28 protein-coding genes are annotated in these 23,776 nt (G+C 67.7%); 18 read left to right on the top strand and 10 right to left on the bottom strand.

Features of this window, described 5'->3' with window-relative positions:
- Positions 1-146 precede the first annotated feature (146 nt).
- The 11 genes from VPH46_RS03400 to VPH46_RS03350 all read left to right on the top strand — a co-directional run bounded on the left by VPH46_RS03400 (position 147) and on the right by VPH46_RS03350 (position 6,989).
- Complete coding sequence (locus VPH46_RS03400) at positions 147-962, top strand: pyruvate, water dikinase regulatory protein (RefSeq protein ID WP_416608898.1); 816 nt, start codon at positions 147-149, stop codon at positions 960-962.
- The gene (locus VPH46_RS03395; protein WP_416608896.1) at positions 959-1,567 is read left to right on the top strand and encodes a Maf family protein; all 609 of its coding nucleotides are present in this window, start codon (positions 959-961) and stop codon (positions 1,565-1,567) included. Before VPH46_RS03400 ends, VPH46_RS03395 begins: the two co-directional genes overlap by 4 nt.
- A complete protein-coding gene (locus tag VPH46_RS03390; protein ID WP_416608894.1) occupies positions 1,564-2,376 on the top strand; it encodes a shikimate dehydrogenase family protein in 813 nt (270 codons plus the stop codon). The genes VPH46_RS03395 and VPH46_RS03390 overlap by 4 nt, the downstream gene beginning before the upstream one ends.
- Positions 2,373-2,966 carry a dephospho-CoA kinase gene (gene coaE, locus VPH46_RS03385; RefSeq protein WP_416608893.1) on the top strand — a complete coding sequence of 198 codons (594 nt, stop codon included), beginning with the start codon at positions 2,373-2,375 and terminating at the stop codon, positions 2,964-2,966. Before VPH46_RS03390 ends, coaE begins: the two co-directional genes overlap by 4 nt.
- Before the next feature lie 7 nt (positions 2,967-2,973).
- Entirely contained in the window at positions 2,974-3,660 is a 687-nt protein-coding gene (gene dnaQ, locus VPH46_RS03380; protein ID WP_125960190.1) for a DNA polymerase III subunit epsilon, read from the top strand.
- Between the two features lie 47 nt (positions 3,661-3,707).
- Positions 3,708-4,304: a ribosome hibernation-promoting factor, HPF/YfiA family gene (gene hpf / locus VPH46_RS03375; RefSeq protein WP_125960189.1), complete on the top strand. Its 597-nt coding sequence runs from the start codon at positions 3,708-3,710 to the stop codon at positions 4,302-4,304.
- 26 nt (positions 4,305-4,330) lie between these two features.
- Positions 4,331-4,795 carry a PTS sugar transporter subunit IIA gene (locus tag VPH46_RS03370; protein WP_416608889.1) on the top strand — a complete coding sequence of 155 codons (465 nt, stop codon included), beginning with the start codon at positions 4,331-4,333 and terminating at the stop codon, positions 4,793-4,795.
- Complete coding sequence (locus VPH46_RS03365; protein WP_416608887.1) at positions 4,782-5,243, top strand: PaaI family thioesterase; 462 nt, start codon at positions 4,782-4,784, stop codon at positions 5,241-5,243. The genes VPH46_RS03370 and VPH46_RS03365 overlap by 14 nt, the downstream gene beginning before the upstream one ends.
- Entirely contained in the window at positions 5,240-5,578 is a 339-nt protein-coding gene (locus VPH46_RS03360) for a DUF1491 family protein (protein WP_416608885.1), read from the top strand. The genes VPH46_RS03365 and VPH46_RS03360 overlap by 4 nt, the downstream gene beginning before the upstream one ends.
- 152 nt (positions 5,579-5,730) lie before the next feature.
- Positions 5,731-6,429 carry a cell wall hydrolase gene (locus tag VPH46_RS03355; RefSeq protein WP_239433989.1) on the top strand — a complete coding sequence of 233 codons (699 nt, stop codon included), beginning with the start codon at positions 5,731-5,733 and terminating at the stop codon, positions 6,427-6,429.
- A 53-nt stretch (positions 6,430-6,482) separates the two neighbouring features.
- Positions 6,483-6,989, top strand: coding sequence for an MmcB family DNA repair protein (locus tag VPH46_RS03350; protein WP_416608883.1), 507 nt, complete (start codon positions 6,483-6,485; stop codon positions 6,987-6,989).
- A gap of 23 nt (positions 6,990-7,012) precedes the next feature.
- Here VPH46_RS03350 and VPH46_RS03345 read toward each other — a convergent pair whose 3' ends face one another.
- The gene (locus VPH46_RS03345; RefSeq protein ID WP_125960184.1) at positions 7,013-7,612 is read right to left on the bottom strand and encodes an ankyrin repeat domain-containing protein; all 600 of its coding nucleotides are present in this window, start codon (positions 7,610-7,612) and stop codon (positions 7,013-7,015) included.
- Positions 7,613-7,667: 55 nt separating this feature from the next.
- Between VPH46_RS03345 and VPH46_RS03340 the strand changes: the two genes are divergently transcribed.
- The 3 genes from VPH46_RS03340 to VPH46_RS03330 are packed head-to-tail and all read left to right on the top strand — an operon-like array spanning position 7,668 to position 9,408.
- Entirely contained in the window at positions 7,668-8,288 is a 621-nt protein-coding gene (locus tag VPH46_RS03340; RefSeq protein ID WP_416608881.1) for an SCO family protein, read from the top strand.
- Positions 8,285-8,719 carry a YcgN family cysteine cluster protein gene (locus VPH46_RS03335; protein ID WP_129342729.1) on the top strand — a complete coding sequence of 145 codons (435 nt, stop codon included), beginning with the start codon at positions 8,285-8,287 and terminating at the stop codon, positions 8,717-8,719. The genes VPH46_RS03340 and VPH46_RS03335 overlap by 4 nt, the downstream gene beginning before the upstream one ends.
- Positions 8,716-9,408, top strand: a complete 693-nt coding sequence (locus VPH46_RS03330; RefSeq protein WP_416608879.1) for a M48 family metallopeptidase — start codon at positions 8,716-8,718, stop codon at positions 9,406-9,408. The genes VPH46_RS03335 and VPH46_RS03330 overlap by 4 nt, the downstream gene beginning before the upstream one ends.
- Here VPH46_RS03330 and VPH46_RS03325 read toward each other — a convergent pair.
- From VPH46_RS03325 to VPH46_RS03310, 4 genes are all read right to left on the bottom strand, one after another.
- Positions 9,378-11,522, bottom strand: coding sequence for a PBP1A family penicillin-binding protein (locus VPH46_RS03325; RefSeq protein WP_416608877.1), 2,145 nt, complete (start codon positions 11,520-11,522; stop codon positions 9,378-9,380). The two genes, VPH46_RS03330 and VPH46_RS03325, sit on opposite strands and share 31 nt — an antisense overlap.
- Positions 11,523-11,585: 63 nt before the next feature.
- Positions 11,586-11,993 (bottom strand): peptide-methionine (R)-S-oxide reductase MsrB, encoded by a 408-nt coding sequence (gene msrB / locus VPH46_RS03320; protein WP_125960179.1) that lies wholly within the window; start codon positions 11,991-11,993, stop codon positions 11,586-11,588.
- A 119-nt stretch (positions 11,994-12,112) separates the two neighbouring features.
- Positions 12,113-12,721 (bottom strand): class I SAM-dependent methyltransferase, encoded by a 609-nt coding sequence (locus tag VPH46_RS03315; RefSeq protein WP_239555258.1) that lies wholly within the window; start codon positions 12,719-12,721, stop codon positions 12,113-12,115.
- Positions 12,722-12,896: 175 nt separating this feature from the next.
- Positions 12,897-15,179, bottom strand: coding sequence for a CDC48 family AAA ATPase (locus VPH46_RS03310; RefSeq protein ID WP_239433996.1), 2,283 nt, complete (start codon positions 15,177-15,179; stop codon positions 12,897-12,899).
- Between the two features lie 286 nt (positions 15,180-15,465).
- Here VPH46_RS03310 and VPH46_RS03305 point away from each other — a divergent pair, with 286 nt between their 5' ends.
- Entirely contained in the window at positions 15,466-16,353 is an 888-nt protein-coding gene (locus VPH46_RS03305; RefSeq protein WP_125960177.1) for a LysR substrate-binding domain-containing protein, read from the top strand.
- Between the two features lie 87 nt (positions 16,354-16,440).
- Here the strand turns inward: VPH46_RS03305 and VPH46_RS03300 are convergent, their stop codons facing one another.
- A complete protein-coding gene (locus VPH46_RS03300) occupies positions 16,441-16,899 on the bottom strand; it encodes a peptidylprolyl isomerase (RefSeq protein WP_129342715.1) in 459 nt (152 codons plus the stop codon).
- 119 nt (positions 16,900-17,018) lie between these two features.
- On the opposite strand from VPH46_RS03300, the gene mgtE reads away from it, so the two are divergent.
- Positions 17,019-18,419: a magnesium transporter gene (mgtE, locus tag VPH46_RS03295; RefSeq protein WP_416608873.1), complete on the top strand. Its 1,401-nt coding sequence runs from the start codon at positions 17,019-17,021 to the stop codon at positions 18,417-18,419.
- A gap of 36 nt (positions 18,420-18,455) precedes the next feature.
- A complete protein-coding gene (locus VPH46_RS03290; RefSeq protein ID WP_125960174.1) occupies positions 18,456-18,854 on the top strand; it encodes a DUF1489 family protein in 399 nt (132 codons plus the stop codon).
- A gap of 3 nt (positions 18,855-18,857) precedes the next feature.
- Here VPH46_RS03290 and msrA read toward each other — a convergent pair whose 3' ends face one another.
- From msrA to pabB, 4 genes are all read right to left on the bottom strand, one after another.
- On the bottom strand, positions 18,858-19,502 hold the full coding sequence (gene msrA, locus VPH46_RS03285; protein ID WP_416608870.1) for a peptide-methionine (S)-S-oxide reductase MsrA: 645 nt from the start codon (positions 19,500-19,502) through the stop codon (positions 18,858-18,860).
- Between the two features lie 57 nt (positions 19,503-19,559).
- A complete protein-coding gene (locus tag VPH46_RS03280) occupies positions 19,560-19,823 on the bottom strand; it encodes a hypothetical protein (protein ID WP_416608868.1) in 264 nt (87 codons plus the stop codon).
- 114 nt (positions 19,824-19,937) lie between these two features.
- On the bottom strand, positions 19,938-21,137 hold the full coding sequence (locus VPH46_RS03275) for a pyridoxal phosphate-dependent aminotransferase (RefSeq protein ID WP_416608866.1): 1,200 nt from the start codon (positions 21,135-21,137) through the stop codon (positions 19,938-19,940).
- Between the two features lie 33 nt (positions 21,138-21,170).
- Positions 21,171-22,943 carry an aminodeoxychorismate synthase component I gene (gene pabB / locus VPH46_RS03270; RefSeq protein WP_416608865.1) on the bottom strand — a complete coding sequence of 591 codons (1,773 nt, stop codon included), beginning with the start codon at positions 22,941-22,943 and terminating at the stop codon, positions 21,171-21,173.
- Positions 22,944-23,008: 65 nt separating this feature from the next.
- Between pabB and VPH46_RS03265 the strand changes: the two genes are divergently transcribed.
- Complete coding sequence (locus VPH46_RS03265) at positions 23,009-23,689, top strand: MBL fold metallo-hydrolase (protein WP_416608863.1); 681 nt, start codon at positions 23,009-23,011, stop codon at positions 23,687-23,689.
- The last annotated feature ends 87 nt before the right edge of the window (positions 23,690-23,776 follow it).

Genomic DNA, 23,776 nt, shown 5'->3' with positions numbered 1-23,776 from the left:
TCCACAGGCTGGTGATGGAACCGGTGGCTGTCGATGCAGCTGTGGACGAATCCGGGGGAATGTGGACGGATCGCGCCGCTTGGCCGCGTGTTCGCGTTGCGCTAGCGCTTATCCCCATGTTGTCCACAGCCTTGTCCCGCTGAGCCATGCGGCTGCACCTGCACCTCCTGTCGGACTCGACGGGCGAGACGCTTGAGAACATCGCCAAGGCGGCGCTGGCGCAGTTCGACGGGGTCGAGACGCTCCGGCACTTCTGGCCGATGGTGCGCAGCCAGACGCACCTCGAGCGCATCCTGCAGGAGATCGCCCACAATCCGGGGATCGTCCTGTTCACGCTAGTCAACGCGGAGATCCGCAAGACGCTGGAGGCGCGCTGCCGGGTGATGGGCCTGCCGGCGGTGGCGCCGCTCGATGGCGTCAGCCATGCCTTATCCAGTCTGCTGGGGCAGGAGGCGAAAGCGCGTCCGGGACGGCAGCATATCCTCGACGCGGCCTATTTCGCGCGCGTCGACGCGATTCAGTTCACCATCGCCCATGACGATGGCGTGCTGTGGGAGGAATGGGAGGAGGCCGACATCCTGCTGGCAGGCGTGTCGCGATCCTCCAAGACGCCGACGTCCATCTATCTCGCCAACCGCGGCTACAAGACTGCGAACATCCCGATCGTGGTGGAATCGCCGCCGCCGCCGGCGCTCTATTCGCTCAAGCACCCGATGATCGTGGGGCTCACTACCAGTGCCGACCGGCTGATCCAGATTCGGCGCAACCGGCTGCTGTCGCTCAACCAGGCCGCGAACACCGACTATGTCGAGCAGGATTCCGTCGCGCGCGAAATCGCGTTCGCCAGGCGCATGTTCGCCGACAATGGCTGGCCCGTTATCGACGTCACCCGGCGCTCGATCGAGGAAACGGCGGCGGCGATCATCACCCTCTATCAGGAACGGAAAGGGGGGCGGCAATGACGGACGCTCCACGCCTGGTGCTCGCATCGCAAAGCGCGTCGCGCCGGGCGATGCTCGCTGCGGCCGGGATCGCCCACGATGCCGTGGCCAACGGGCTCGACGAAGAGGCGGCCAAGGCAGCGCTCGCGGCCGGGGGGCTTGGGGCGCGCGACTTCGCCGATGCGCTTGCCGAACTGAAGGCGATGCGCGCGGCGACCCGCGTCTCCGGTGGCCTGGTGCTCGGTGCCGACTCGGTCGTCGCCGCGCCGGACGGCGGGTTGCTCGACAAGCCTGCCGATCGGGACGACGCGGCCGCCCAGTTGCGGCGACTCTCCGGCGCCCAGCATGATCTCTACAGCGCGGCGGTGATCGTGGAGGGCGGGCGCCCGGTCTGGCGCCACATCGGCCATGCGCGTCTGCACGTGCGGGCGCTGAGCGATGCCTTCATCGATGCATATCTGGACGCGGAGTGGCCGGCGATCTCGGGTTGCGTCGGCTGCTATCGCGTCGAGGGGATGGGTGCTCAGCTGTTCCATCGCATCGACGGGGATCACTGGACCATCCTGGGCCTGCCGCTGCTGCCGCTCGCCGCCTATCTGCGGGACAGAGGAGTCTTGTTGTCGTGACGCAACCCTATGCCGAGGTGATCGGAGACCCGATCACCCATTCCAAGTCGCCCCGCATCCACCGCTTCTGGCTCGACGCGCTCGGCATGGACGGCGATTATCGCGCGATCCGCGTCGAGGCGGAGGGACTGAAGGCGTATTTCGACGCGCGGCGTGCCGATCCCGCCTGGCGCGGCTGCAATATCACCCTGCCCCACAAAACCGCGGCGCTCGACCATGTCGAAGATCGGGGCGGCGTTCGCCAGTCGATCGGCGCGATCAACACGGTGTTTCGCGACGGAGACGGTCACCTCGTCGGCACCAACACCGACGCCGGTGGCTTTTACGCGCCCATCGCCGGCCTGCCGCTCGAGGGCGCCCCGGTGTGCGTCATCGGCGCGGGCGGCGCGGCGCGCGCGATCCTGTTCGCGCTGTCGAAGCTGAATGTCGGCCGCGTCACGCTGCTCAACCGCAGCCCGCTCAAGGGCGCGGCCCTGCTCGCCAGCTTCGGCCTGAAGGGCGATGCGCTGCCGCTTTCGGCGCCGGTGCCCGCCGCCAAGCTGCTGGTGAACGCCAGTGCCCTGGGCATGACGGGACAGCCGCCGCTCGACCTCGATCTCGCCCCCCTGCCCGAGGACGCGGTGGTCTACGACATCGTCTATGCGCCGCTGGAGACGCCGTTGCTCACCGCCGCGCACGCGCGCGGGCTGGAAACGGTCGACGGGCTGGAGATGCTGGTGGGCCAGGCGGCGCTCGCGTTCGAGATCCTGTTCGACGCCCAGCCCCCGCGCGACCGGGACGAGGAGCTGCGCGCGCTGCTGCTGGCATGATCCGCCTCGGCCTCACCGGCTCCATCGGCATGGGCAAGTCGACCGTGGCGGCGATGTTTGCCGAGGCCGGTATTCCCGTGTTCGACGCCGATGCCGCCGTGCACCGGCTGCAGGGGCCGGCCGGGCGCCTGGTCGCAGCGATCGAGGCAGCATTCCCCGACACGACCGGGGCGGAGGGCGTCGATCGCACGGCCCTGGGGGAAGCGGTGCTCGCCGACCCGGCGGCGCTCCGCCGGCTGGAGGCGATCGTTCACCCTGCGGTCGCCGAGGAAAGGGCCGCCTTTGTCCGCGATCATGGATCGGCGCCCATCCTGCTGTTCGATGTTCCCCTGCTCTACGAGACTGGGGGCGAAGCCTATGTCGACAAGGTGGCGGTGGTGAGCGCGAGCGCCGAGGTGCAGCGGGAGCGAGTGTTGGCGCGCGCCGGAATGACGCCCGCGCGACTTGAGGCGATCCTCGCACGCCAGTTGCCTGATGCCGAGAAGCGCGCCCGCGCCGATTTCGTCATTCCGACGGACGTTCCGCTCGCCGAGACCCGGGCTGCGGTTCACCGCGTGATCGCTTGCCTGTCCGGTTCTTACGGGGAATAGCGGTCGGATGCGCGAGATCGTCTTCGATACCGAAACCACGGGCCTCAGCTTCTCAGGCGGCGATCGGCTGGTGGAGATCGGCTGTGTCGAGCTGTTCAACCGGGTCGAGACCGGCCGGGTGTTCCACGCCTATTTCAACCCCGGTCGCCCCATGCCGGCCGAGGCGCAGGCGGTGCACGGCCTCTCCGACGCCTTTCTTGCGGACAAGCCGGCGTTCCACGCGGGCGTGGACGCGCTGCTCGAGTTCCTGGGCGACAGCCCGCTGATCGCGCACAACGCCTCGTTCGATTTCGGCTTCCTCAATGGGGAACTCGGCCTCTGCAAACGCTCGGCGATTCTGATGGACCGCATGGTCGACACGCTGCTGATCGCGCGCAGCCGCCATCCCGGCGCCAAGCATACGCTTGACGCCCTGTGCGTCCGCTTCGGGATCGATCGCAGCCGCCGGGTGCTGCACGGCGCGCTCCTGGACGCGCAGCTTCTGGCGCAGGTCTATGTCGAGCTGATGGGGGGGCGCCAGATCGGGCTCGGGCTCGCCTCGGCAGCGCCGCAGGTGGAGGAAACCATCGTCGTTGCAGCGCCGAAGGTGCGCCCGCCACGGGTTTTCGCCGCGAGCGATGCGGAACTGGCGGCCCATGCAGCGTTTCTAGAGACGGTCAAACAGCCGTTGTGGCTTGCCGGGGCGGCTGGTTGACGGGTCTGGGCACTGTGCCTAGGCCGGTTCAATAAGTGGAGAGAAGTATGGACATCCGGGTTTCAGGGCATCAGGTCGACACGGGCGACGCGCTGAAGCAGCTGGTCCAGGAGCGCCTCCAGGGCATCGCCGACAAATATTTCGCGCGCGCGATCTCCGCGACGGCGACCTTCGGCAAGGGGCCCCACGACAACGGCTTCACCTGCGACATCGTCGCGCACGTCACCCAGGGTCTGGTGCTCAAGGGGCATAACTCGGGTCAGGACGCGCAGGGTGCCTTCGTCGGCGCCGCCGACAAGATCGAAAAGCAGCTGCGCCGCTATAGCCGCCGTCTGAAGGACCGCAACGCGGTGGAGGCCACTGCCCTCGCCCAGGCGGGCGCCTATGACGACTTCGACAACGCCGGCTACACCGTCTTCGGCGGCAACCAGGCCGAGGAAGAGGCAGAGGCCGACGCACCGCTGATCATCGCCGAGACGCGTGTCGACGTGCCGGATGCCAGCGTTTCCGACGCGGTGATGATGCTCGACCTGCGCAACACCAACGCGCTGCTGTTCAAGAACAGCGGCACCGGCGCGTTCAACATGGTCTATCGGCGCCATGACGGCACGATCGGCTGGGTCGAGCCCAACCGCGCGGCCTGAGGGCTGCCGGAGATTCCAGTCGCCTGATGATCGACTTCAGTGATCTCTTGACGCCCGATCGCGTGCTGGCCGGCGTGCCAGCCGCGAACCGGAAGGCGTTGTTCCAGCAGTTGGGCACGGTCGCTGCGACCGTGCCCGGCGTGGACGCGCGCGCGGCATGCGATCTTCTGACGCATCGCGAGCGACTGGGATCGACGGGGTTCGGCAACGGTACTGCGACCCCCCACGCCCGCATCCCCGGCCTTGGCTCGGTGGTTGGCGTGTTCGTGCGGATGGCCAAGCCGATTGATTTTGCGGCCGTCGACGACCTGCCGGTCGACCTCGTCTTTGCGCTGTTCTCGCCCAGCGAAGGTGCCGAGCATCTAAAGGCGCTGGCGCGCGTGTCGCGGGCGCTGCGGGACGCGGACTTCCGCGCGAAGCTGCGCGGCGCCGGGTCCTCCGACGCGCTGTACGCGCTGCTGACGGGAGTGGAGGCGCGTGACGCCGCCTGATCCGACCGGTGCGGAAGCCCATTTTCGTGCGCTCGAGTCGCTTTACGCGGCCGCGCCGATCAACCGGCTGTTCGAGTCCCGCCTAGAGATTCCGGAGAGCGGCCTGGCCCGCATCCACTTCGAGATACAGGAAACCCATTATCACGCTGCGGGCGCCGCGCACGGCACGAGCTATTTCAAGATGCTCGACGATGCGGCCTTCTATGCTGCGAACAGCCTGGTCACCGATCGCTTCCTGCTCACGACCGCGTTCAACCTGCTGCTCACCCGTCCCTTGCGCGCGGGGCCGGTAGTGGCCGAGGGACGCTGGATCAGCGGCCAGCGTCGCGTGTTCGTTGCCGATGCCCGGCTGATCGGCGCTGATGGCGAGGAGGCGGCGCGGGGTACGGGTACCTTCATGCGCTCGCAGATCCCGCTCGCGGGCCTGCCGGGCTATCGGGCCGCGTGAACGACCGCCTTCCGACCGCCCTTGCGGTCAACGCCCTGGTGCGGCTCGTCGATCAGGCCGGCGGAAGCGCCATGGTGCTGGCACGCGGGGACCGCGACTCCGGAGTCGTGCTGCTGCTGGTCGAGCAACGCGATGGCCCCTCCCAACTGTTCGAGCGCGGCTACGGCCCCGACGGCCGTCGTGCGATTGGTCAGGTGGGGCCTCAGGACGGAGATCCAGGGGCATTGATCGACTATTGGCAGCGGCGTCGGCGCAGCGATCCTGACCTCTGGGTCGTCGAGGTGAATGTCGCAGATGCACAACGTCTCGCCGCTGAGACGATCTTCGCTGATTGACTCGATCTCCTGCCGCGGCGATGGGAGTTCCACTGTTTCGTGGCGTTGTGCCGCGCCGGGGTGCGATACCGGTCGGTGACGCAGTCGGGGGGAAAGCCCGGGCGATCGGCATGCCGATCGGTCGCGCACCAACCGCATAGCAATGATGATCCATGTCGTCCAAGAAGCGGACCGCGTGCACCGCGGCCCTCTATCTCTGTGTCGCGCTGCTGGGCGCGATCACCACTCCGGGTTTCGCGTTCGAAGCAGAACGTGCATCCGTCGAGACTGTTAACGTGGAGAGCGCGGCAAAGGTTCCCGCAGCCCCCGTTACCCAGCTGGCCACCGTCGCAACGACGGCCGCCCCCGCCGCTTCCCCGTTGAAGCCGCAGACCGTTACCTTCGCTGCCTCCACCCCGATCGTTCAGGCGGTGGGCACGGCCAGCGTCACCGCCACCTTTGGCTCGCTTGCTGCGGCGGTTGCCGCGCAGCCGTCGAATGTAGGCGAAGACGAGCAGATCAACTGCCTCGCCACCGGCATCTATTATGAGGCGAAGGGTGAGCCGCTTTCCGGCCAGCTCGCCGTTGCCGAAGTCATCCTGAACCGCACCCAGTCGGGTCGCTTCCCGGACACTGCGTGCGGCGTGCTGAAGCAGCCGGGCCAGTTCTCGTTCGTGCGCGGCGGCAAGCTGCCCGAGCCGAACGCGGGCAGCAGCGCGTGGCGCACTGCGGTTGCCGTAGCGCATGTCGCAAAGCGCGCGCTCTGGGACAGCCCTGCTGACGGCGCGCTGTTCTTTCACGCCCGACGCCTCGCGCCCCGCTGGGGCAAGGCCCGCGTGGCCTCGGTCGGCAATCACGTCTTCTACCGCTGATCGTCGCGGCGCGGGGCTTCCCCGCGTTCATGAATTGTTCTAACAAGCGCGACATGGGTTCCGTGCTTGTTCCGAACGCCGCGTCTGCGTTGCCCACGGTCGATGCCGGTCCGCTGGTAGCGGCGGATGTCGCCCGTGGGGTGACCCGCCTGCTGCTGCGGCACGACTGCACCGCCATGGCGGAAGTGCCGCTGGACGGCGGACGCCGCGCCGACCTGATGGCGCTCGATGGGCGGGGCCGCATCGTCATCGTCGAGATCAAGGTGTCGCGCAGCGACCTGCTCGGGGATGGCAAGTGGACCGACTATCTCGGCCACTGCGACCGCTATTTCTGGGCAGTGCCGGCCGGCTTCGACACCGCGATCCTCGAAACCGAGGCGTTTCTGCCCGAACGTTGCGGCATCTTGGTCGCCGATCGCTACGATGCGGCGGTGTTGCGGGAGGCGACGACGGTGCCGCTGGCAGCGGCCACCCGCAAGCGCTGCACCCTCGCCTTCGCGCGCCGCGCTGCGCGTCGGCTGATCGGCGTTACCGATCCCGACGCGGTGCAGGGCTGGTAGCCAGCCGTTCGCGCTTCCCGCGCCTAGAGGCGCGGACCGGCGACGACGGGCTTCTTGGCCTTGGGCGCTTCGTCCATCAGCTTGAGCAGCGCAGGGGTGCGCGTGTCGCGCCGGGCATAGTCCCGCGCCGACATGCCGGCCATGACGTCCGCCTGGTCCGGGTTAGCACCGCCTTCGATCAGCGTACGCACCAGATCGATGCGGCGCAGCTGCACCGCGCGGATCAGCGGGGTCTCGCCTCGGGAATTCGCAAGGTTCAGATTGGCCTTGTAGCGGATCAGCGTATCCAATCCGTCGGTGAAGCCTTTTTCGACCGCCAGCATCGCCGGTGTGTTGCCGTCGGCATCCTGGATGTTCGGGTCCGCACCCTTCGAAAGCAGGAAGCGGAGATACACGCTGTCGCTACGGCTCGCCACGATGTGCAATGCGGCGTCGCCAGTGGTCCGGTCCTTGCTGTTGATCAGCAGCTGGCCAGGCTGATTCAGGAAGTTGGTGACCTTGTCGCCGTCTCCCTTCCGCACCGCTTCGAGGAACTCGTAGCTTTGCGAGCGCTGCTGGGCGGAGGCGATGGAGGGAGACGCCACGAGAGCGGCGGCGAGACACAGGTTCAAGACGCGGGACATGGGGCGAAATCTACTCATCCGCTGGGGCTGCTTGCAAGCGCAAGCCTATCAGATCATGGCTGATCGCACCATGGAACGCTTCGCTCGCCTCGCCACCGTCCCGATGTTGTCGCTCGCGCTGCTTCTCGCCGGATGCGGGGGGGCGACGAACGACCCGTCCCAGGAGCCGCCGCTTGCCGGCGCGCGCATCGGCGGCGCGTTTGCGCTCACCGATGGGGCAGGCAAGACGGTTCGCGATACTGACTTCGCGGGACGCTATCGCATCGTCTACTTCGGCTACACCTTCTGCCCGGACGTCTGCCCGGTCGATCTCCAGAAGATCGCCGCCGGGCTCAAGGCGTTCGAGGGCGCGCATGCGGATCTGGCTCCGAAGGTCGTGCCGATCTTCATCACCGTCGATCCGGAGCGGGATACGCCCAAGGTCGTGGGACGCTATGTCGCTGCGTTCCATCCGCGGATGGTGGGCCTCACCGGCACGCCGGAGGCGATCGCGCAGGTTGCGCGTGCCTATGCGGTCCCGTTTGCCAAGCGCCAGGATGCGGGCGCGACCGAATATCTGATGGATCATGGGACCCAGGCCTATCTGATGGGCCCGGATGGTCAGCCGATCGCGTTGCTGCCCACCGATCAGGGCCCCGGGGCGATCGCCCGCGAACTCGAACGGTGGGTGCGATGAGCGATCGTTTCTGGGAAGATACTCCCCTCTCCAAGCTCGATCGCGCGCAGTGGGAGGCACTGTGCGACGGCTGCGGCAAGTGCTGCGTGCACAAGCTGGAGGACGAGGAAACGGGTGAGCTGATGGCGACCAACGTGTCCTGCAGGCTGCTCGATCGCCGATCCGGGCAGTGCAGCGATTACCGCCATCGCCACGCTTATGTCTCCGAATGCGTGCGGCTGACCGCACGATCGGTCCCCCACATCGAGTGGCTTCCCTCGACCTGCGCCTACCGGCTGCGCGCCAACGACGAGCCGCTGCCCGACTGGCATTATCTCGTCTGCGGAGACCGGGAGGCGGTACATGCTGCCGGGGAGTCGACCCGCGGGTGGACCATCTCCGAGGACGATGCCGGCGACCTCGAGCATCATCTGGTCGATCGTCCGCTGTGAACGAAGCGCCAGGCGCGCCGATTGAGGTGGTCCGGCACCCAAGGGCACGCCGCGCGCGCCTGTCGGTGGATCCGGCGACGGGACGCGTCCGGCTCACCCTCCCCGCCCGCGCGGCGCTCCGCCCGGCGCTTGCCTGGGCGGAGAGCAAGCGGGCCTGGATCGATGCGCAACAGGCACGGCTTCCGGAAGCGCGGCCCTTCGCCCCTGGCGAAACCATCCCCTTCGGCGATGCCGAGCTTCGAATCTTATGGGAGGAGAAGGCCGGCCGCAGCCCCGTGCGTGAAGGCGATCTGCTTCGCTGCGGAGGGCCGATCGAGCGGGTGCCCGCGCGCGTGGAGCGCTGGCTACGAAGCGAGGCGCTGGCGCTGCTGTCGAAGGAGACGCAGCATTACGCCATGCGGGCGGGCGTGACCGTCACTCAGGTGGCCATTGGCGACCCGCGCGGTCGGTGGGGCAGCTGCACCGGATCCGGGGCGATCCGCTACAGCTGGCGGCTGATCCTGGCGCCTGCGTTCGTGCTGCGCGCCACCGTGGCGCATGAGGTCGCGCATAGACTGCACATGAATCACAGTCCGGCCTTTCATGCCGCCGTGGCGCGGTTGCTGGAAGCCGATCCGGCACCGGCGCGCGCATGGCTCCGCGCGCACGGGGCGTCGCTTCACTGGTACGGGCGCGCGTCCGGGTCATAGCCCGGGCGTTCGACCGATCGTCTGGGATCGCCCGGTGCCGGCCGGCGCGGTGACGGAGCGGACTCCCGCGGCGGCCCGGTCCGGCCGATCGCCCGATCCAGCCACTCCTGGTCCAACGTCTCGCGCGGCGCCGGCTCTTCGTAGGGCGTGCGCGTGGGCTGCTGCTGGACCTGTGCCGGCGGCAACTCCTCCGGCTCGGACGGCCCTTCAACCGGATAGCCGTTCTCGTCGACGAACACGCCGTTGTCGGGCTCGCCATAGTAGGACTCGGCGTCCGGTTCTTCCTGCCACTCGGGCAGTGTCACCTGCGTCTCGAAATTCTCGATCGGGCGACTGGCGACCGCTTTCTGCATGAAGCTCGCAAAGGCACGCGCGGGCGCAGTGCCGCCCTGCAGGCCGCCGACCGCACGGGCATCGTCGCGGCCCATCCAGACCCCCGTCGTCAGCCCGCTCGAGAAGCCCAGGAACCAGCCATCCTTGTTGGACGAGGTCGTGCCGGTCTTCCCAGCTACCGGCCGGCCGATCTGCGCCGCCCGGCCGGTGCCGGTCGCGACGGCGGTCTGGAGCAGGTCCGTCATCTGCGCGGCGACGTAGGGCGCGACCAGCACGCGCGAGGTGTCGACCTGGTGCTGGAAGATCACCGATCCGCCCGCAGTCACGCGGGTGATGCCATAGGGGGTCACCGCAACGCCCTTCTGCGACACGGAGGCGAAGGCGCGGGTCATGTCGATCAGCCGCACGTCGGAGGTGCCCAGCACCATTGCCGGACGCGTGTCGATGGGCGTGGTGATGCCGAAGCGGCGGGCCATGTCGGCGACCGTGGTGTAGCCGACGTCGCGGCCCAGCTTCGCAGCCACGGTGTTGATCGAATAGGCGAACGCCGATCGCAGGCTCATCGAGCCGTTGAAGCGGCCGGAGCTGTTGCGGGGGCTCCATCCGTTGATCGTCACCGGCTCGTCGACCACCTGGTCCTCGGGCTTGTAGCCCGCTTCCAGCGCAGCCAGGTAGACGAACAGCTTGAACGCCGAACCGGGCTGGCGGGTCGCCTGGGTCGCGCGATTGTAGATCGACGACACATAGTCCTTGCCGCCGACCATCGCCCGCACGGCGCCGTCGCGATCGAGCGACAGCAACGCGCCTTGCACCCCGGCGGGCGCGTTGGCGCGGATCGCCTGGTCCGCCGCCCGCTGCATCGACAGGTCGAGCGTGGTCCAGACGTCCAGCGGCGCGTCGGTTTCGTCGATCAGCGTCTCGAGCTGCGGCAATGCCCAGTCGGTGAAATAGCGGACGCTGTTCTGCTTGGGCTCTGGGGCGAGCTTTACCGCATGCGGATCGGCCGATGCGGCCTCGCTCGCGCTGATCGCGCCCGTCTCCTGCATCAGCTCCAGCACGACGCCGGCGCGACCGACGGCCGCCTCGGCATCCGCGGTCGGCGAATAGCGAGACGGCGCCTTCACCAGCCCGGCGACGACTGCCGCTTCCGACAGGTCCAGCGAGGTGCCGGGATGGCCGAAGAAGCGCCGCGAGGCCGCGTCGATCCCATAGGCGCCGCCGCCGAAATAGACCTTGTTGAGGTACAGCTCGAGGATCTGGTCCTTGGTGAACTTGCGCTCCAGCGCCAGCGCCAGCACGACCTCGCGCAGCTTCCGGCTCACCGTATAGCTGTTCGACAGGAAGATGGTGCGCGCCACCTGCTGGGTGATGGTCGACGCACCCTGCAGGCGCCGGCCGTTGCCGTGGTTGTCGATCGCGAACTTGATGATGCGCGCGATGGCGACCGGGTCCACGCCCCAATGCGAGCGGAAGCGTCGGTCCTCCACGGCGACCATCGCATCGCGCATCACTGGCGGGATCTCGTCATACGGGATCCACTCGCCATAGCTCGGCCCCAGCGAGACGAGGATGGTGCCGTCGGCCGCGCGTACCCGGATCATCTGCCCGTTCGGGGATGACTTGAGTTCCCCGAAACTCGGCAGATTGGCCCGCGCGTTCATCACCGCGACGGTGAGGCCGAGGGCGGCTAGCAACAGCAGGGCAAGCCCCGAACCCAGGGTCCAGAGGAGGATGCGGCGCCACCGGGGCGCGGGCGGGCGTTTACGGGTGCGGGTGGCCATGGAAGCCGTGCCGGATTACGCGCTGCGGGCGCCGCCCACAAGCGCGCAACGCCGTTCTTGCGATCAGCCGCCGCTTTGCGCGCGTGGGCGGAAGTCGAGCGCGACCGAGTTCATGCAATAGCGCAGACCCGTGGGCGGCGGGCCGTCCGGGAAGACATGGCCAAGATGGCCGTCGCAGCGCGCGCAGCGCGTTTCCACGCGACGCATACCGTGGCTGGTGTCGCTGTGGTTGGTCACCCGATCCTCGGCGATCGGCTGGGTGAAGCTCGGCCAGCCGGATCCGGAATCATATTTGTCGAGGCTGTCGAACAGCTCGTTGCTGCATCCGGCGCAGCGATAGATGCCGTCGGCCTTGTTGTCGTTGTAATGGCCGGCAAAGGCGCGCTCGGTCCCCGCCTCCCGCAGCACATGATAGGCCTGCGGCGACAGTCGCTTGCGCCACTCGGATTCCGAAAGGTTCAGATAGTCCATGAACCTAGATGTGTTGTGCCCCTGGCCCCGCGTCAACCAGTGGAATTGACGAGGGGCCGCGTGGCTGTGCACGCGGCCCCTCGGGAATCTCAGCGCGGGAAGGGCAGCGCCCGGAAGGCTCAGTCCTTCCAGGCCCAATACAGCTGCGCCGGCGGCACGTTCCACCACTCCATGTCATGGTCGATCCGCTCGAAATTGGGCGAGAGGAAGTCGCGGACCTTCGGGCTGAACTGATAGACCAGGAACGCACCGCCCGGCCGCAACACCTCTGCGGTGGCGGTGGCGATCTTGTCGCCGATGCCCGGGGGCAGGGTCGAAAACGGCAGGCCGGACAGCACATAGTCCGCATGGGCATGCCCGTGGTCGGCGACGATCTGGACCACGTCGGCCGCAGAGGCGTGCACCGCCGAGAAGCGCGAGTCGAGGATCGTACCGTTCAGGTAGTCGATGAACTCGGGGTTGGTATCGATCGCGATCAGCTGCGCGTCCGGTGCCATCCGTTCCAGGATCGGGCGGCAGAAGGTGCCCACGCCCGGACCATATTCGACGAACACCTTGGTGTTGGCCCAGTCGACCGGTGCCAGCATCTTGCGGATCAGCTTGCCCGAAGAGGGGATCACCGATCCCACCATCACCGGATGCTTGACGAATCCGCGCAGGAACATGCCCGCCGGGGATGGAACGCGCTTGGGGCTCCGTCGGCTGGCGGTGGTGGAACTGGTGTTCATGGAAATCCTTGGGCGGGGCGGCCGCAGCCGCGTCGAAGTTGTCGTCGCAAAACCGAAACGAAGATGCAAGCCGAACGGTTTCGTCGTGACGCGATGCGGTATCACAGCGCGGCGAACGACGCCCTTCCAAGGAAGGCGCGCGCCGCTTCCGTGCAGGAAGCGGCGCGCGGTCCCGTTATTGCTTTTCGCCGCGCGGCTGTACCATTCCGGGAGCGATGAAGCCGATCGGCTGAATCGCGACCGCGTCCTGCTTCAGCTTGGCGGACATCTGCCGATACTCCTGCTCCATTTCCGCGGTGACCGAGGCGCGCGACTCGCCGAGCGCCTGGCGGAAATGAGACATCCGCACGGAGGTGTTGGAGAGTGACTCACGCAGCGCCATCAGACCCGCGCGCCGCACCACATCCTCCAGGTCCGCACCCGTGAAGCGCTCGGTCTCCGCCGCGATCGCATCCAGGTCGACATCCTCACCGATCGGCATCTTCTCGGTCTGGATCGACAGGATCCGCCGTCGGCCGGCCTGATCCGGCACCCCGACATAGACCAGCTCGTCGAAGCGGCCGGGGCGCAGCAGCGCCGGGTCGACCAGGTTCGGTCGGTTGGTCGCCCCGATCACCACCACCGACTGGAGCTCTTCGAGTCCGTCCATCTCGGCCAGGATGGTGTTCACCACCCGCTCGGTGACCTGCGGCTCGCCCATGCCGCCGCCCCGTGCAGGCACCAGGCTGTCGAGCTCGTCGATGAAGATCACGCACGGCGCGACCTGGCGGGCACGGGCGAACAGCCGCGCAATCTGCTGCTCGCTTTCGCCATACCATTTCGACAGCAGGTCGCTCGACTTGGTGGCGATGAAGTTCGCCTCCGCCTCGCGTGCGACCGCCTTGGCGAGCAGCGTCTTGCCGGTGCCCGGCGGGCCGTACAGCAGGAAACCCTTGGCCGGGCGAATGCCGAGCCGGCGGAACGCGTCAGGCGACTTGAGCGGCAGCTCGACGCCTTCCTTGAGCCGCATCTGCGCCTCGTCCAGTCCGCCAACGTCTTCCCAGCGGACCTGCGGTGCCTGCACCATCACCTCGCGCATCGCCGAGGGCTGGACGCGCTTCAGCGCCTCCAGAAAGTCGTCGCGGCCGACCGACAGCGTATCGAGTACCTCTGCCGGGATCGTCTGCTCCGACAGGTTGAGCTTCGGCATGATCCGCCGCACCGCCTCGATCGCCGCCTCGCGGGTGAGCGCCGCCAGGTCCGCGCCGACGAAGCCATAGGTGGTTCGCGCCAGTTCGGTGAGGTCGACCCCCTCGCCCAACGGCATGCCGCGGGTGTGGATGCCCAGGATCTCGCGACGACCGCGCTCGTCGGGCACGCCGACCACGATCTCGCGGTCGAAGCGGCCCGGGCGCCGCAGCGCCTCGTCGATCGCCTCCGGCCGGTTGGTCGCGGCGATCACCACCACATTGGCGCGCGCTTCCAGCCCGTCCATCAGCGTCAGCAGCTGCGCCACGAGCCGTTTCTCGGCCTCGCCCGACACCTGCCCGCGCTTGGGCGCGATCGAGTCGATCTCGTCGATGAACACGATCGAGGGTGCGTTCTGGCTCGCTTCCTCGAACACCTCGCGCAGCCGCTTTTCCGACTCGCCATAGGCCGAGCCCATGATCTCGGGCCCGTTGATCAGGAAGAAGTCGGCATCGCTCTCGTTCGCGACCGCGCGCGCCAGGCGCGTCTTGCCGGTGCCGGGCGGCCCATGGAGCAACACGCCCTTGGGCGGATCGACGCCCAGGCGCTGGAACAGCTCCGGATAGCGCAGCGGCAGCTCGACCATTTCGCGCAGCTGGTCGATCGTGCCGGCCATGCCGCCGATGTCGTCATAGGTGACGTCGGCGCGGCGCACCTCGCGCGGCTCCTCATATTCGGGCCGCAGCTCGATCTCGGTGTTCTCGTCGATGTGCACGACGCCCTTGGGAGTCGAGGACACGACGGCGAGGCGGATTTCCTGCAGCGCATAGGCGGGGGCGTTGACGAAGCGCTGGATGGCAGGGTCCGTCACGCGCTGATGTCCGGCGGTCGCCACCACGTCGCCCTGGCAGATCGGCCTTCCGAAGAAGGTGCGCTTCAGCGCGTTGCTGGACCCCTGAAGCCGCAGGTTCTGCTGGGCAGGCGCGAACACCACCCGCGTCGCCGGCTTCGATTCGACACGCCGCACCTCGACGAAGTCGCCCGCGCCCACGCCGGCGTTCGCCCGCTGCAGGCCGTCCAGCCGGACCAGATCCAGGCCCTCGTCCTCGCCATAGGGGCCGACCGCGCGGGCGGGTGTCGTCCGCTTGCCGACGATCTCGACCACGTCTCCCTCGGCAAGGCCAAGCGAGGTCATCAAGGCACGGGGAAGGTGCGCGATGCCGCGGCCGCTGTCCTCAGGCCGCGAATTCGCCACCTGTATCCGGCGCGCTTGCGAGTCGTCGTCGGCCATCGGCATCCTTTCACCTTCTCGAAACGAGTGCGGGAGATAGGATCGAGGGTCCGCCGGGCAAGGCGCAAAAAAAAGGCCGATCGCGAGGACCGGCCGTGAAAGGTTTAGGAGAGGATGCCTGAAAGGCCTGTTCCGTATGCGGTGCAGAGCTTTTTTGTGCAAATGCGAAAGAAAATATCGCGATTGCAGAATCTGCAATCAAAGAGCTAATTCTCTTCCTGCGCGGCGGTGCTAGCGCCATCGCGCGGGACAGTTATGATGCGGTGCAACAACAAGGCAGGAGCAGATGCGGCGGCTTCCTCCTCTCACGGCGATCGAAGCATTCGTGCACGTCGCCCGACTTGGATCGATCAAGGCGGCGGCCGAGGAGCTTGCGTTGTCGAGTCCCGCGCTCAGCCGGCGGGTTCAGGCGCTCGAGCGCTTCATCGGCAAGCCGCTGTTCGAGCGGCGGCACCAGGCACTCCGCCTCAACCACGACGGCGAGCGGTTGCTGGGAATGATCTCGCATGCGCTCGATACGCTTTCGGACGCGGTGGAGCGGATGTCGGCGGGGTCGGACCTGCTGCGCCTTCGACTGGGCGTGCTGCCGCTGTTCGCCACCCAGAAGCTGATGCCGCGGCTTGGTGATCTCAAGCGGCGCCATCCGGAGCTCCATCTCGACGTGGATACGGCGGGGCACAGCCTTGCCCGGCTCGGTGACGGCATCGACGTCGGCATCGTGCTTGGCCACACCATCGACCCGGCGCTCTACTCGCGGCGCCTGGACCGGAACCGCGTCTATGCGATCGCGTCGCGCGCACTCGTGGAGGAGATGCCGCTGACCGATCCCAAGCAGCTGTCCAAGCTCACCGCGCTGATCCACCGCGACATGCCGGACACGTTCACCGACTGGCGGCAAGCGGCCGGACTCCCCTATCTGGAGCCGGCGGCGACGGACTTCTTCGATTCCGGTGCGTTGATGCTGGAGGCGGCGGCGCAGGGGCTGGGCGTCGCCTTCATGCTCGAATCGCATTTCGAGGAGGCACGCGATGCGCGGCTCGTCCGGCTGTTCGATATGTCGGTGGAGAGCACCTACAGCCACTGGTTCGTGTGCCGCCCCCGCATGATGCAGCAGGAGCCGGCGCGACTGTTCCACGATTGGCTGATCGAAGCGCTGGGCGCGCAAAATATTTAGCGAAAGCCCGCGTCCTCACGGGGATAATACCCGCGACCACAGGGTGAGAAAAAAGCCGGCCGTCCTTGGACGACCGGCCTTTCGGGATCAGGCCTCGCTGCGGGCCTTGAGGATCTTGCCAGGCTGGCGCGGCGGCTCGCCCTTGGGCAGCGCGTCGACGGCGTCCATGCCTTCGATCACTTCACCCCAGACGGTGTACTGGCCGTCCAGGAAGCGGGCGTCGTCGAAGCAGATGAAGAACTGGCTGTTGGCCGAGTTCGGATCCATCGTGCGCGCCATCGAGCAGGTGCCGCGGACGTGCGGCTCGCGGCTGAACTCGGCCGGCAGGTTCGGCTCCTTGGAGCCGCTGGTGCCGGTGCCGGTTGGATCGCCGCCCTGCGCCATGAAGCCCGCGATCACGCGATGAAACACGACGTTGTCGTAGAAGCCGCTGTCGGCGAGCTTGGTGATGCGCTCGACGTGCTTGGGGGCCAGGTCCGGACGCAGCCGGATACGCACTTCGCCCGTGTCGAGCGTCATCACGAGCGTGCTGGGAAGATCGGACATAAACGCTCCGGAAATCAGGAAAAATAGGGAATGCCGTCCGTAGAGCCGCGGCCTGGAGGTTGCAACCGCGGCCGCCGCCGCTAGAGCGGGCGCGCAACGCCAGCGAGGGGAGCCGAGCCATGAGCGAGACCGAGCTTCCCGCCCACGAAATCGCCGAAAGTGAACTCGACGCCGACGACCGGCTGAAGCCCGAGTTCGTCTCCGCGGTGCTCGATGCGGTCGAAGCGGACGATGTCGAAACGGTGCGCGCGCTGGTTGAGCCGCTGCACCCGGCCGACTTGGCCGACCTGTTCGAGCTGGTGCCGGGGGAACAGCGCCCGGCGCTCGCCTCCGCCGTGGCCGATCGCCTGGACGGCGACGTGCTGGCCGAAATGAACGACTGGGTCCGCGATGCGCTGATCGAGTCGCTCGAACCGCATCAGGTCGCGGACCTCGCCGCCGAGCTCGATACCGACGACGCGGTCGCGATCATCGAGGACCTGGACGAGACGGACCAGCGCGCGGTGCTGCGCGCGCTCGACCCGGACGATCGCGCCGCCATCGAGGAGGCGCTGAGCTACCCCGAGGAATCGGCCGGCCGCCTGATGCAGCGCGAGCTGATCGCGGTGCCCGAGCATTGGAGCGTCGGCGACGTGCTCGACTTCCTGCGCGGCAGCGAGTCGCTGGCCACCGATTTCTGGGAAATTTTTGTGGTCGATCCGGCGCATCGCCCGGTCGGCACCTGCCAGCTGTCCTGGATTCTGCGCTCGCCGCGCTCCGTCTCGGTCAGCGACGTGATGAAGCGCGAGCAGACGCTGATCCCCGTCGACATGGACCAGGAGGAGGTGGCGCTACGCTTCCAGAAATACGCGCTGATCTCGGCCGCCGTCGTCGATGGCAGCGGCCGCCTGGTCGGCGTCATCACCGTCGACGACATCGTCCACATCATCCAGGAAGAAGCGGGCGAGGACGCGCTGCTGCTGTCGGGTGCGGGCGAAGGCGACATCAACGAGCCGGTGTTCGACAGCTACAAGAGCCGTGTCCGGTGGCTGATCACCAATTTGATGACGGCCCTCGTTCCCGCGACAATCGTGTTTCTCTTCGACGCGACGATTGCGCAAAAGGCGATGCTCGCTGCGTTGATGCCGATCGTCGCGGGCGTGGGTGGCAATGCCGGTACGCAGACTCTGGCGGTCACAGTGCGCGCACTCGCCACCAATCAGCTCACCCAATCCAACACGTTGCGCGCGATTCGCCGCGAGATTTCGATCGCGCTCCTGAACGGGTTAACCGTCGCAATCATCATCGGATCGGGTGTCGGGGCGGCGTTCTTCGACGTGACGCTGGGCCTCGTGATCGCGACGGCGATGCTTGCCAACATCTTCATCGCGGGGATGGCCGGAGTCTTGGTCCCGGTGACGCTGGACCGGCTGAACGCCGATCCTGCCTTGGCCTCGTCGATCTTCGTCACAATGGTAACCGACTCGATGGGCTTTCTGGCCTTCCTCGGCCTGGCAACGGTGGCCGGGCTTACCGGCTGACTTGAGCGCCATCGCTTCAATCCCCAGATCCACGGCGTGCCACTTCATCTCACCAAGGTCGCGTTCGCGATCGAAAGCGTCGATCACCTCGCCGAACGGCTGCGCCTGCGCGCGGCCGAGGGTGGGGCGCTGACGACGCGCTACCTGCCCAAGCGTGCCGCCGAGATCGAAGGCGGATCGCTGTTCTGGATCCTCAAGCACCAGCTCGTCGCGCGGTCGCCGATCCTGGGCTTTGGCGAGGCGGAGGGAGGCCGGGTGGCGATTCACCTCGCGGCCGACCTCGTACTGGTCCAGGCGCGCCCGAAACGCGCGCACCAGGGCTGGCGCTATCTGGAGGCAGCCGATGCGCCGCCGGATCTCGGCCAGGGCAGCGCAGGCATCGCCGAGCTGCCGCCGCGGCTCATCGGCGAGCTTTCGGCGCTCGCGCTGATCTGAGCCTCAGCGCGCGAGTGTCGGAAAGGCAGCGCGAAAGGCCGCTACCTTGGGTGCATCCCAGCGCACGATGTACGGATAGCGCGGATTGCGGCGGGCGAAATCCTGGTGATAGCCCTCCGCGGGGAAGAACCTACCCGTCTCGATGCGGGTAGCGATCGGCCCGGCAAAGCGCTTCGTAGCGTCCAGCTGCCGGATGTAGCGGATGGCCGTCGCGCGCTGCCTGGCATCCTGGGGGAAGATGGCGGAACGATAGCTGGGTCCGCGGTCGGGGCCTTGGCGATCGCGCTGCGTAGGATCGTGCGCAACCGAGAAGAAGATGCGCAACAGCGTCCCGTAGCTGACGACGCGCGGATCATAGGTGATGCGGACCGCCTCGGCATGGCCGGTGCGCTCGGTCGAGACCTGCGCGTAGGTGGCGGTCGCCCGCGTGCCGCCGGCATAGCCGTTGATTACGGAAGAAACGCCCTTCACCTGCTCGAACACCGCCTCCAGTCCCCAGAAGCAGCCCCCTGCGAAGACGGCGACCGCACGGCTGCCGCTGGAGGGGCTCTCATGTTCGACGGCCGGTATCGGGACTGCGCGTTCTGCCTGGGCGGGACCACCAAGTCCCAGGACTGCAGGGAGGATCAGGGCAGAGATGCGGCGCATGCCGCGAATATGGGGGCGTCCTTGCCGATCAACAGGGGCAAGGGCGCCACCTGGAGATCAGTTCGTGGCTTCGACCGGCGCGTCCCAGGAGGATGCCTGCGCCGGTTGCGCGACCTGCACGCTCACCAGCGCTACGGCGCCAAGCGCGAAGCCGCTCAGGAAAAGCCGGAAGAAACCGGGGCGGGGCTTGTTCTGCGTCATCAGAGTCGTTCCATTGCCGCGTCGCGAGCAGCTGCGGACTGCAGTTGCTTGCGACTCGCTGTCGTTCGCTGTTCGGGGATAGGCCGCCGGGGCTGAACCGGGGCTGGCCTTGCCGTTCATCGCCAGTTGGCATCGGCGACGCGGCTTCGCAAGCCACGCGCGCGAAACGCTGCGGTGCAAAGAAGTTCCGCCGCGTCGGGACGCGGCGGAAAAAAAGCTGGAACGGAACGGCGGCTAGCGAAGCGCCGCGCAGGCCGTCTGGATGCGCGAGCACGCCTCGCGCAGCACGTCTTCCGAGGTCGCGTAGCTGATCCGCATCGCAGGCGACAGGCCGAAGGCGGCGCCGTGCACCACCGCGACCTTGGCGTCCGACAGCAGGTAGCCGGCGAAATCCTCGTCGGTAGCGATTACCTGGCCATCGGGCGCGGTCTTGCCGATCAGCCCCGACACTTCGGGATAGACGTAGAAGGCGCCTTCGGGCGTCGGGCAGGTCACGCCCTCGATCACGTTGAGCATGCCGACAACCAGATCGCGGCGCTTCTGGAACGCCGCGGCGCGATCCTTCAAGAAGCCCTGGTCGCCGTTGAGCGCGGCCACGGCCGCCGCCTGTGCGATCGAGCAGGGGTTCGAGGTCGATTGCGACTGCAGCTTCGACATCGCCTTGATGAGCCAGGCCGCGCCGCTGGCGAAGCCGATCCGCCAGCCGGTCATCGCATAGGCCTTGGAACAGCCGTTCACGGTCAGCACGCGCTCGTAGAGCGACGGGCATACCTGCGCGATCGTGGCGAACTGGAAATTGTCGTAGAGGATGTGCTCGTACATGTCGTCGGCGAACACCCAGACATGCGGATGGCGCTCGAGCACCTGGCCGAGCGCGCGCAGTTCCTCGACCGTATAGGCCGCGCCCGTCGGGTTGGACGGCGAATTGAGGATCACCCACTTGGTACGCTGGGTGATCGCGGCCTCCAGCTGCTCGGGACGCAGCTTGTAGCCCTGGTCGGCACCGGCCTGCACCACCACCGGCGTACCGCCGGCGAACTGCACCACGTCGGGATAGCTCACCCAATAGGGGGCCGGCACGATCACCTCGTCGCCCGGGTTCACCGTCGCCACCATCGCGTTGAACAGCGTGTGCTTGCCGCCGACGTTCACGCTGATCTGGTTGACGGCATAGTCGAGGCCGTTGTCGCGCTTGAACTTGGCGACGATCGCCTCCTTCAGCTCGGCCGTGCCGTCGACGTTGGTGTATTTCGTCTTGCCCGCGCGGATCGCCTCGATCGCCGCTTCCTTGACGAAGTCGGGCGTGTCGAAGTCGGGCTCGCCTGCGCCCAGCCCGATCACATCGACGCCCTGGCGCTTGAGCTCGAGCACCTTGGAGGTGATGGCGAGCGTGGGCGAGGGGCTGATACGGTCGAGCGCGGCAGAGGTCTTCATCGGAATTCCCGCTGGAGAAAAGGCGCTGGCGCCTTAGCGGGGGGAGGGGGGCTCCGCAACCAACCGCGCACGAATAAGTCCGCGAACGGCATTGCCGACGTAAAAACCTTGCGCGAGATCCGCGGGTCGCACGACCGCCTCGACCGCGCTTCCAGCGCCCAGCAATTCGGCCCGCAACACCCCGGGCAGCAATCCTGCGGAGAGCGGCGGCGTGTGAAGCAAGCCCTCACGCTCGACGAAGATGGAGGTGAAGCTGCCTTCCGTGACCTGTCCGTCGGGGGCGACGAACGCCACGTCGAAGCACCCGGTCCCCTGGCGCGCGGCGTCATAGAAACGGCGGTCGCTCGTCTTGTGGCGCAGGCGGAAATCCGCCGGGGACACCGGCAGCGGTACCAATGCGATGGAAACCGGCTCGGAGGGCGCCGGCGGCAGCGGACCTGCCTCGACGGCGATCGCGCCGCTCGGCGACAGCAGCAGCCGCACGCGCGACGGCTGCTCCAGCCGGAAGGTGGCCGCTTGCAGTTCGTTGCGCGCGGCATGACGATCAAAGGCGAAGCCCAGGCGCCGCGCGCTCGCCTTCAGGCGCTCCAGGTGTCGCTCGAGCAGCGGGATGCCGCGGTGCGGATCGAACGCCATGGTCTCGATCAGATCGAAGCGTCGCTGGCCGTTGGTCAGGAACCGGGCCTTGTCGTGGCACTCGCGCCATTCGGCTGCAGGCGTCGAATCGGCGACGACGCCGGAGCCGAGCCCCAGCGTCGCGGCCTCTGCATCGGGTTTCAGGTGGAGGGTCCGGATGGCGACGTTGAACGCGGCGTCGCCATTCGCGTCGATGCGGCCGATCGCACCGGTGTAGATCCCGCGCGGCGATCGCTCCACCGCCTCGATCACCTCCATCGCCCGGCGCTTCGGCGCACCGGTCACGGAGCCGCAGGGGAACAGCGCCGCCAGCGCCTGGGCCGGAGAGGTATCTGGGGCAAGGGTGCCGCGCACGCTGGAAACCATCTGGTGCACCGTCGGGTAGCGCTCGACCACGAAGCGTTCGGGGACCTCGACGCTGCCGGCGACCGCCACTCGGGCGATGTCGTTGCGCAACAGGTCGAGGATCATCAGATTCTCGGCGCGCTGTTTGGGATCCTCGGCAAGGGCCGCTGCGGCGGCTGCGTCGCGGACCGGATCCGGGTCCCGGCGGGCGGTTCCCTTCATCGGCCGGGCGGAAACGGTGGTGCCCTCGATCCGGAAGAACAGTTCCGGGGAGAAGGAGAGCAGCCAGTCGGCACCCGTCCACACCAGCGCGCCATGCCCTGCCGCCGCGCGCGGCCGGATCGCGGCATAGAGCGCGCGCGGGTCGCCCAGGACGGGAGCGGTCGCGCGGAAGGTCAGGTTGGCCTGGTAGATGTCGCCTGCTTCGATCCACCCCCGGACGCGATCGAACGCCTCGGCATAGCCGGCATAGTCGAGTTCGGGTTCGGGCGTGCCGATCCAGGCGCCGGCGGGGTCCGGAAGGAGCGTGGCCAGCGCATCGGCATCCAGCTGCTCGTGCGCGTCGAAGATGCCGAACCAGCCAAGCGGCAGCGCCCCGGCAGGGGCGGCTGCCATGCCCTCGATGACCCGCCCCGCTTCGTAGCTCAGGAAGCCCGCAACCGCCTGCCCCTCTGCTCGGGCGTCTTCCAGCGCTTGCAGCAGCGGTCCCACATCCTCGGGGGTATCCGCCTGCACGACGGCACGCGGGTTCCGGTACAGCCGGGCAGTCCCGCCGGGGCGGGCATCGTCCAGCAGGACGAAGGGCGTGGCGTCGTGCAAGAGCATCCCTCCCGCGGATTGCAGCGGCGCGGCGCTTGCCGCAAGCCCGCATGCGCGCCTATCCCGTCCGAATGACGCCTTCTCCCATCCGTGCGGCGATCGTGCCGGTGACGCCGCTCCAGCAGAACTGCACGCTGTTGTGGTGCACCAGGACGATGCGGGGCGCCTTTGTCGATCCCGGCGGCGACCTCGACCGGCTTCGCCAGGCTGCCGAGCAGAACGGCGTCACGATCGAGAAGATTCTGCTGACCCACGGCCACATCGACCATTGTGGCGAGGCGAAGCCGCTGGCCGATGCCCTGCGCGTGCCGATCGAGGGGCCGCATGAGGCGGACCGTTTCTGGATCGCGCGCCTGGATGAAGACGGCAAGCGCTGGGGTCTGCGCGGGGTGCCGTTCGAACCCGATCGCTGGCTGGTCGAAGGCGACCAGGTGACGGTGGGGGAGGTCGCGTTCGACGTGTACGAGACGCCCGGGCACACCCCGGGCCACGTCGTCTTCCACCATCCCGGTACCAAGTTCGCGCTGGTGGGCGATGTGCTGTTCGCGGGCTCGGTCGGCCGGACGGACTTCCCGCTCTCGAATCACGAGGCGCTGATCGACTCGATCGTCACCAAGCTGTGGCCGATGGGCGACGACACCAGCTTCATCCCCGGTCACGGGCAGCCCGGGCGCTTCGGGCAGGAGCGGCAGACCAATCCCTTTGTCGCCGATTCGGTGCTGGCCGGCAGGGGAGTTGCGGACGGCCGCTGAGGCGCATTCCCGCCACAAGCTTGCAACCACTGCCAAAAACGCTATAGGCGCGGCTCGCTTCGTGACATGGCCCATGCTGCCGGTCCG

Source organism: Sphingomonas sp. MJ1 (PH-R8), from assembly GCF_048058635.1.
Taxonomy (GTDB): Bacteria; Pseudomonadota; Alphaproteobacteria; order Sphingomonadales; family Sphingomonadaceae; genus Sphingomonas.
The sequence above is the reverse complement of the archived record's forward strand: the minus strand, read 5'-3'. Positions and strand labels throughout refer to the sequence as shown.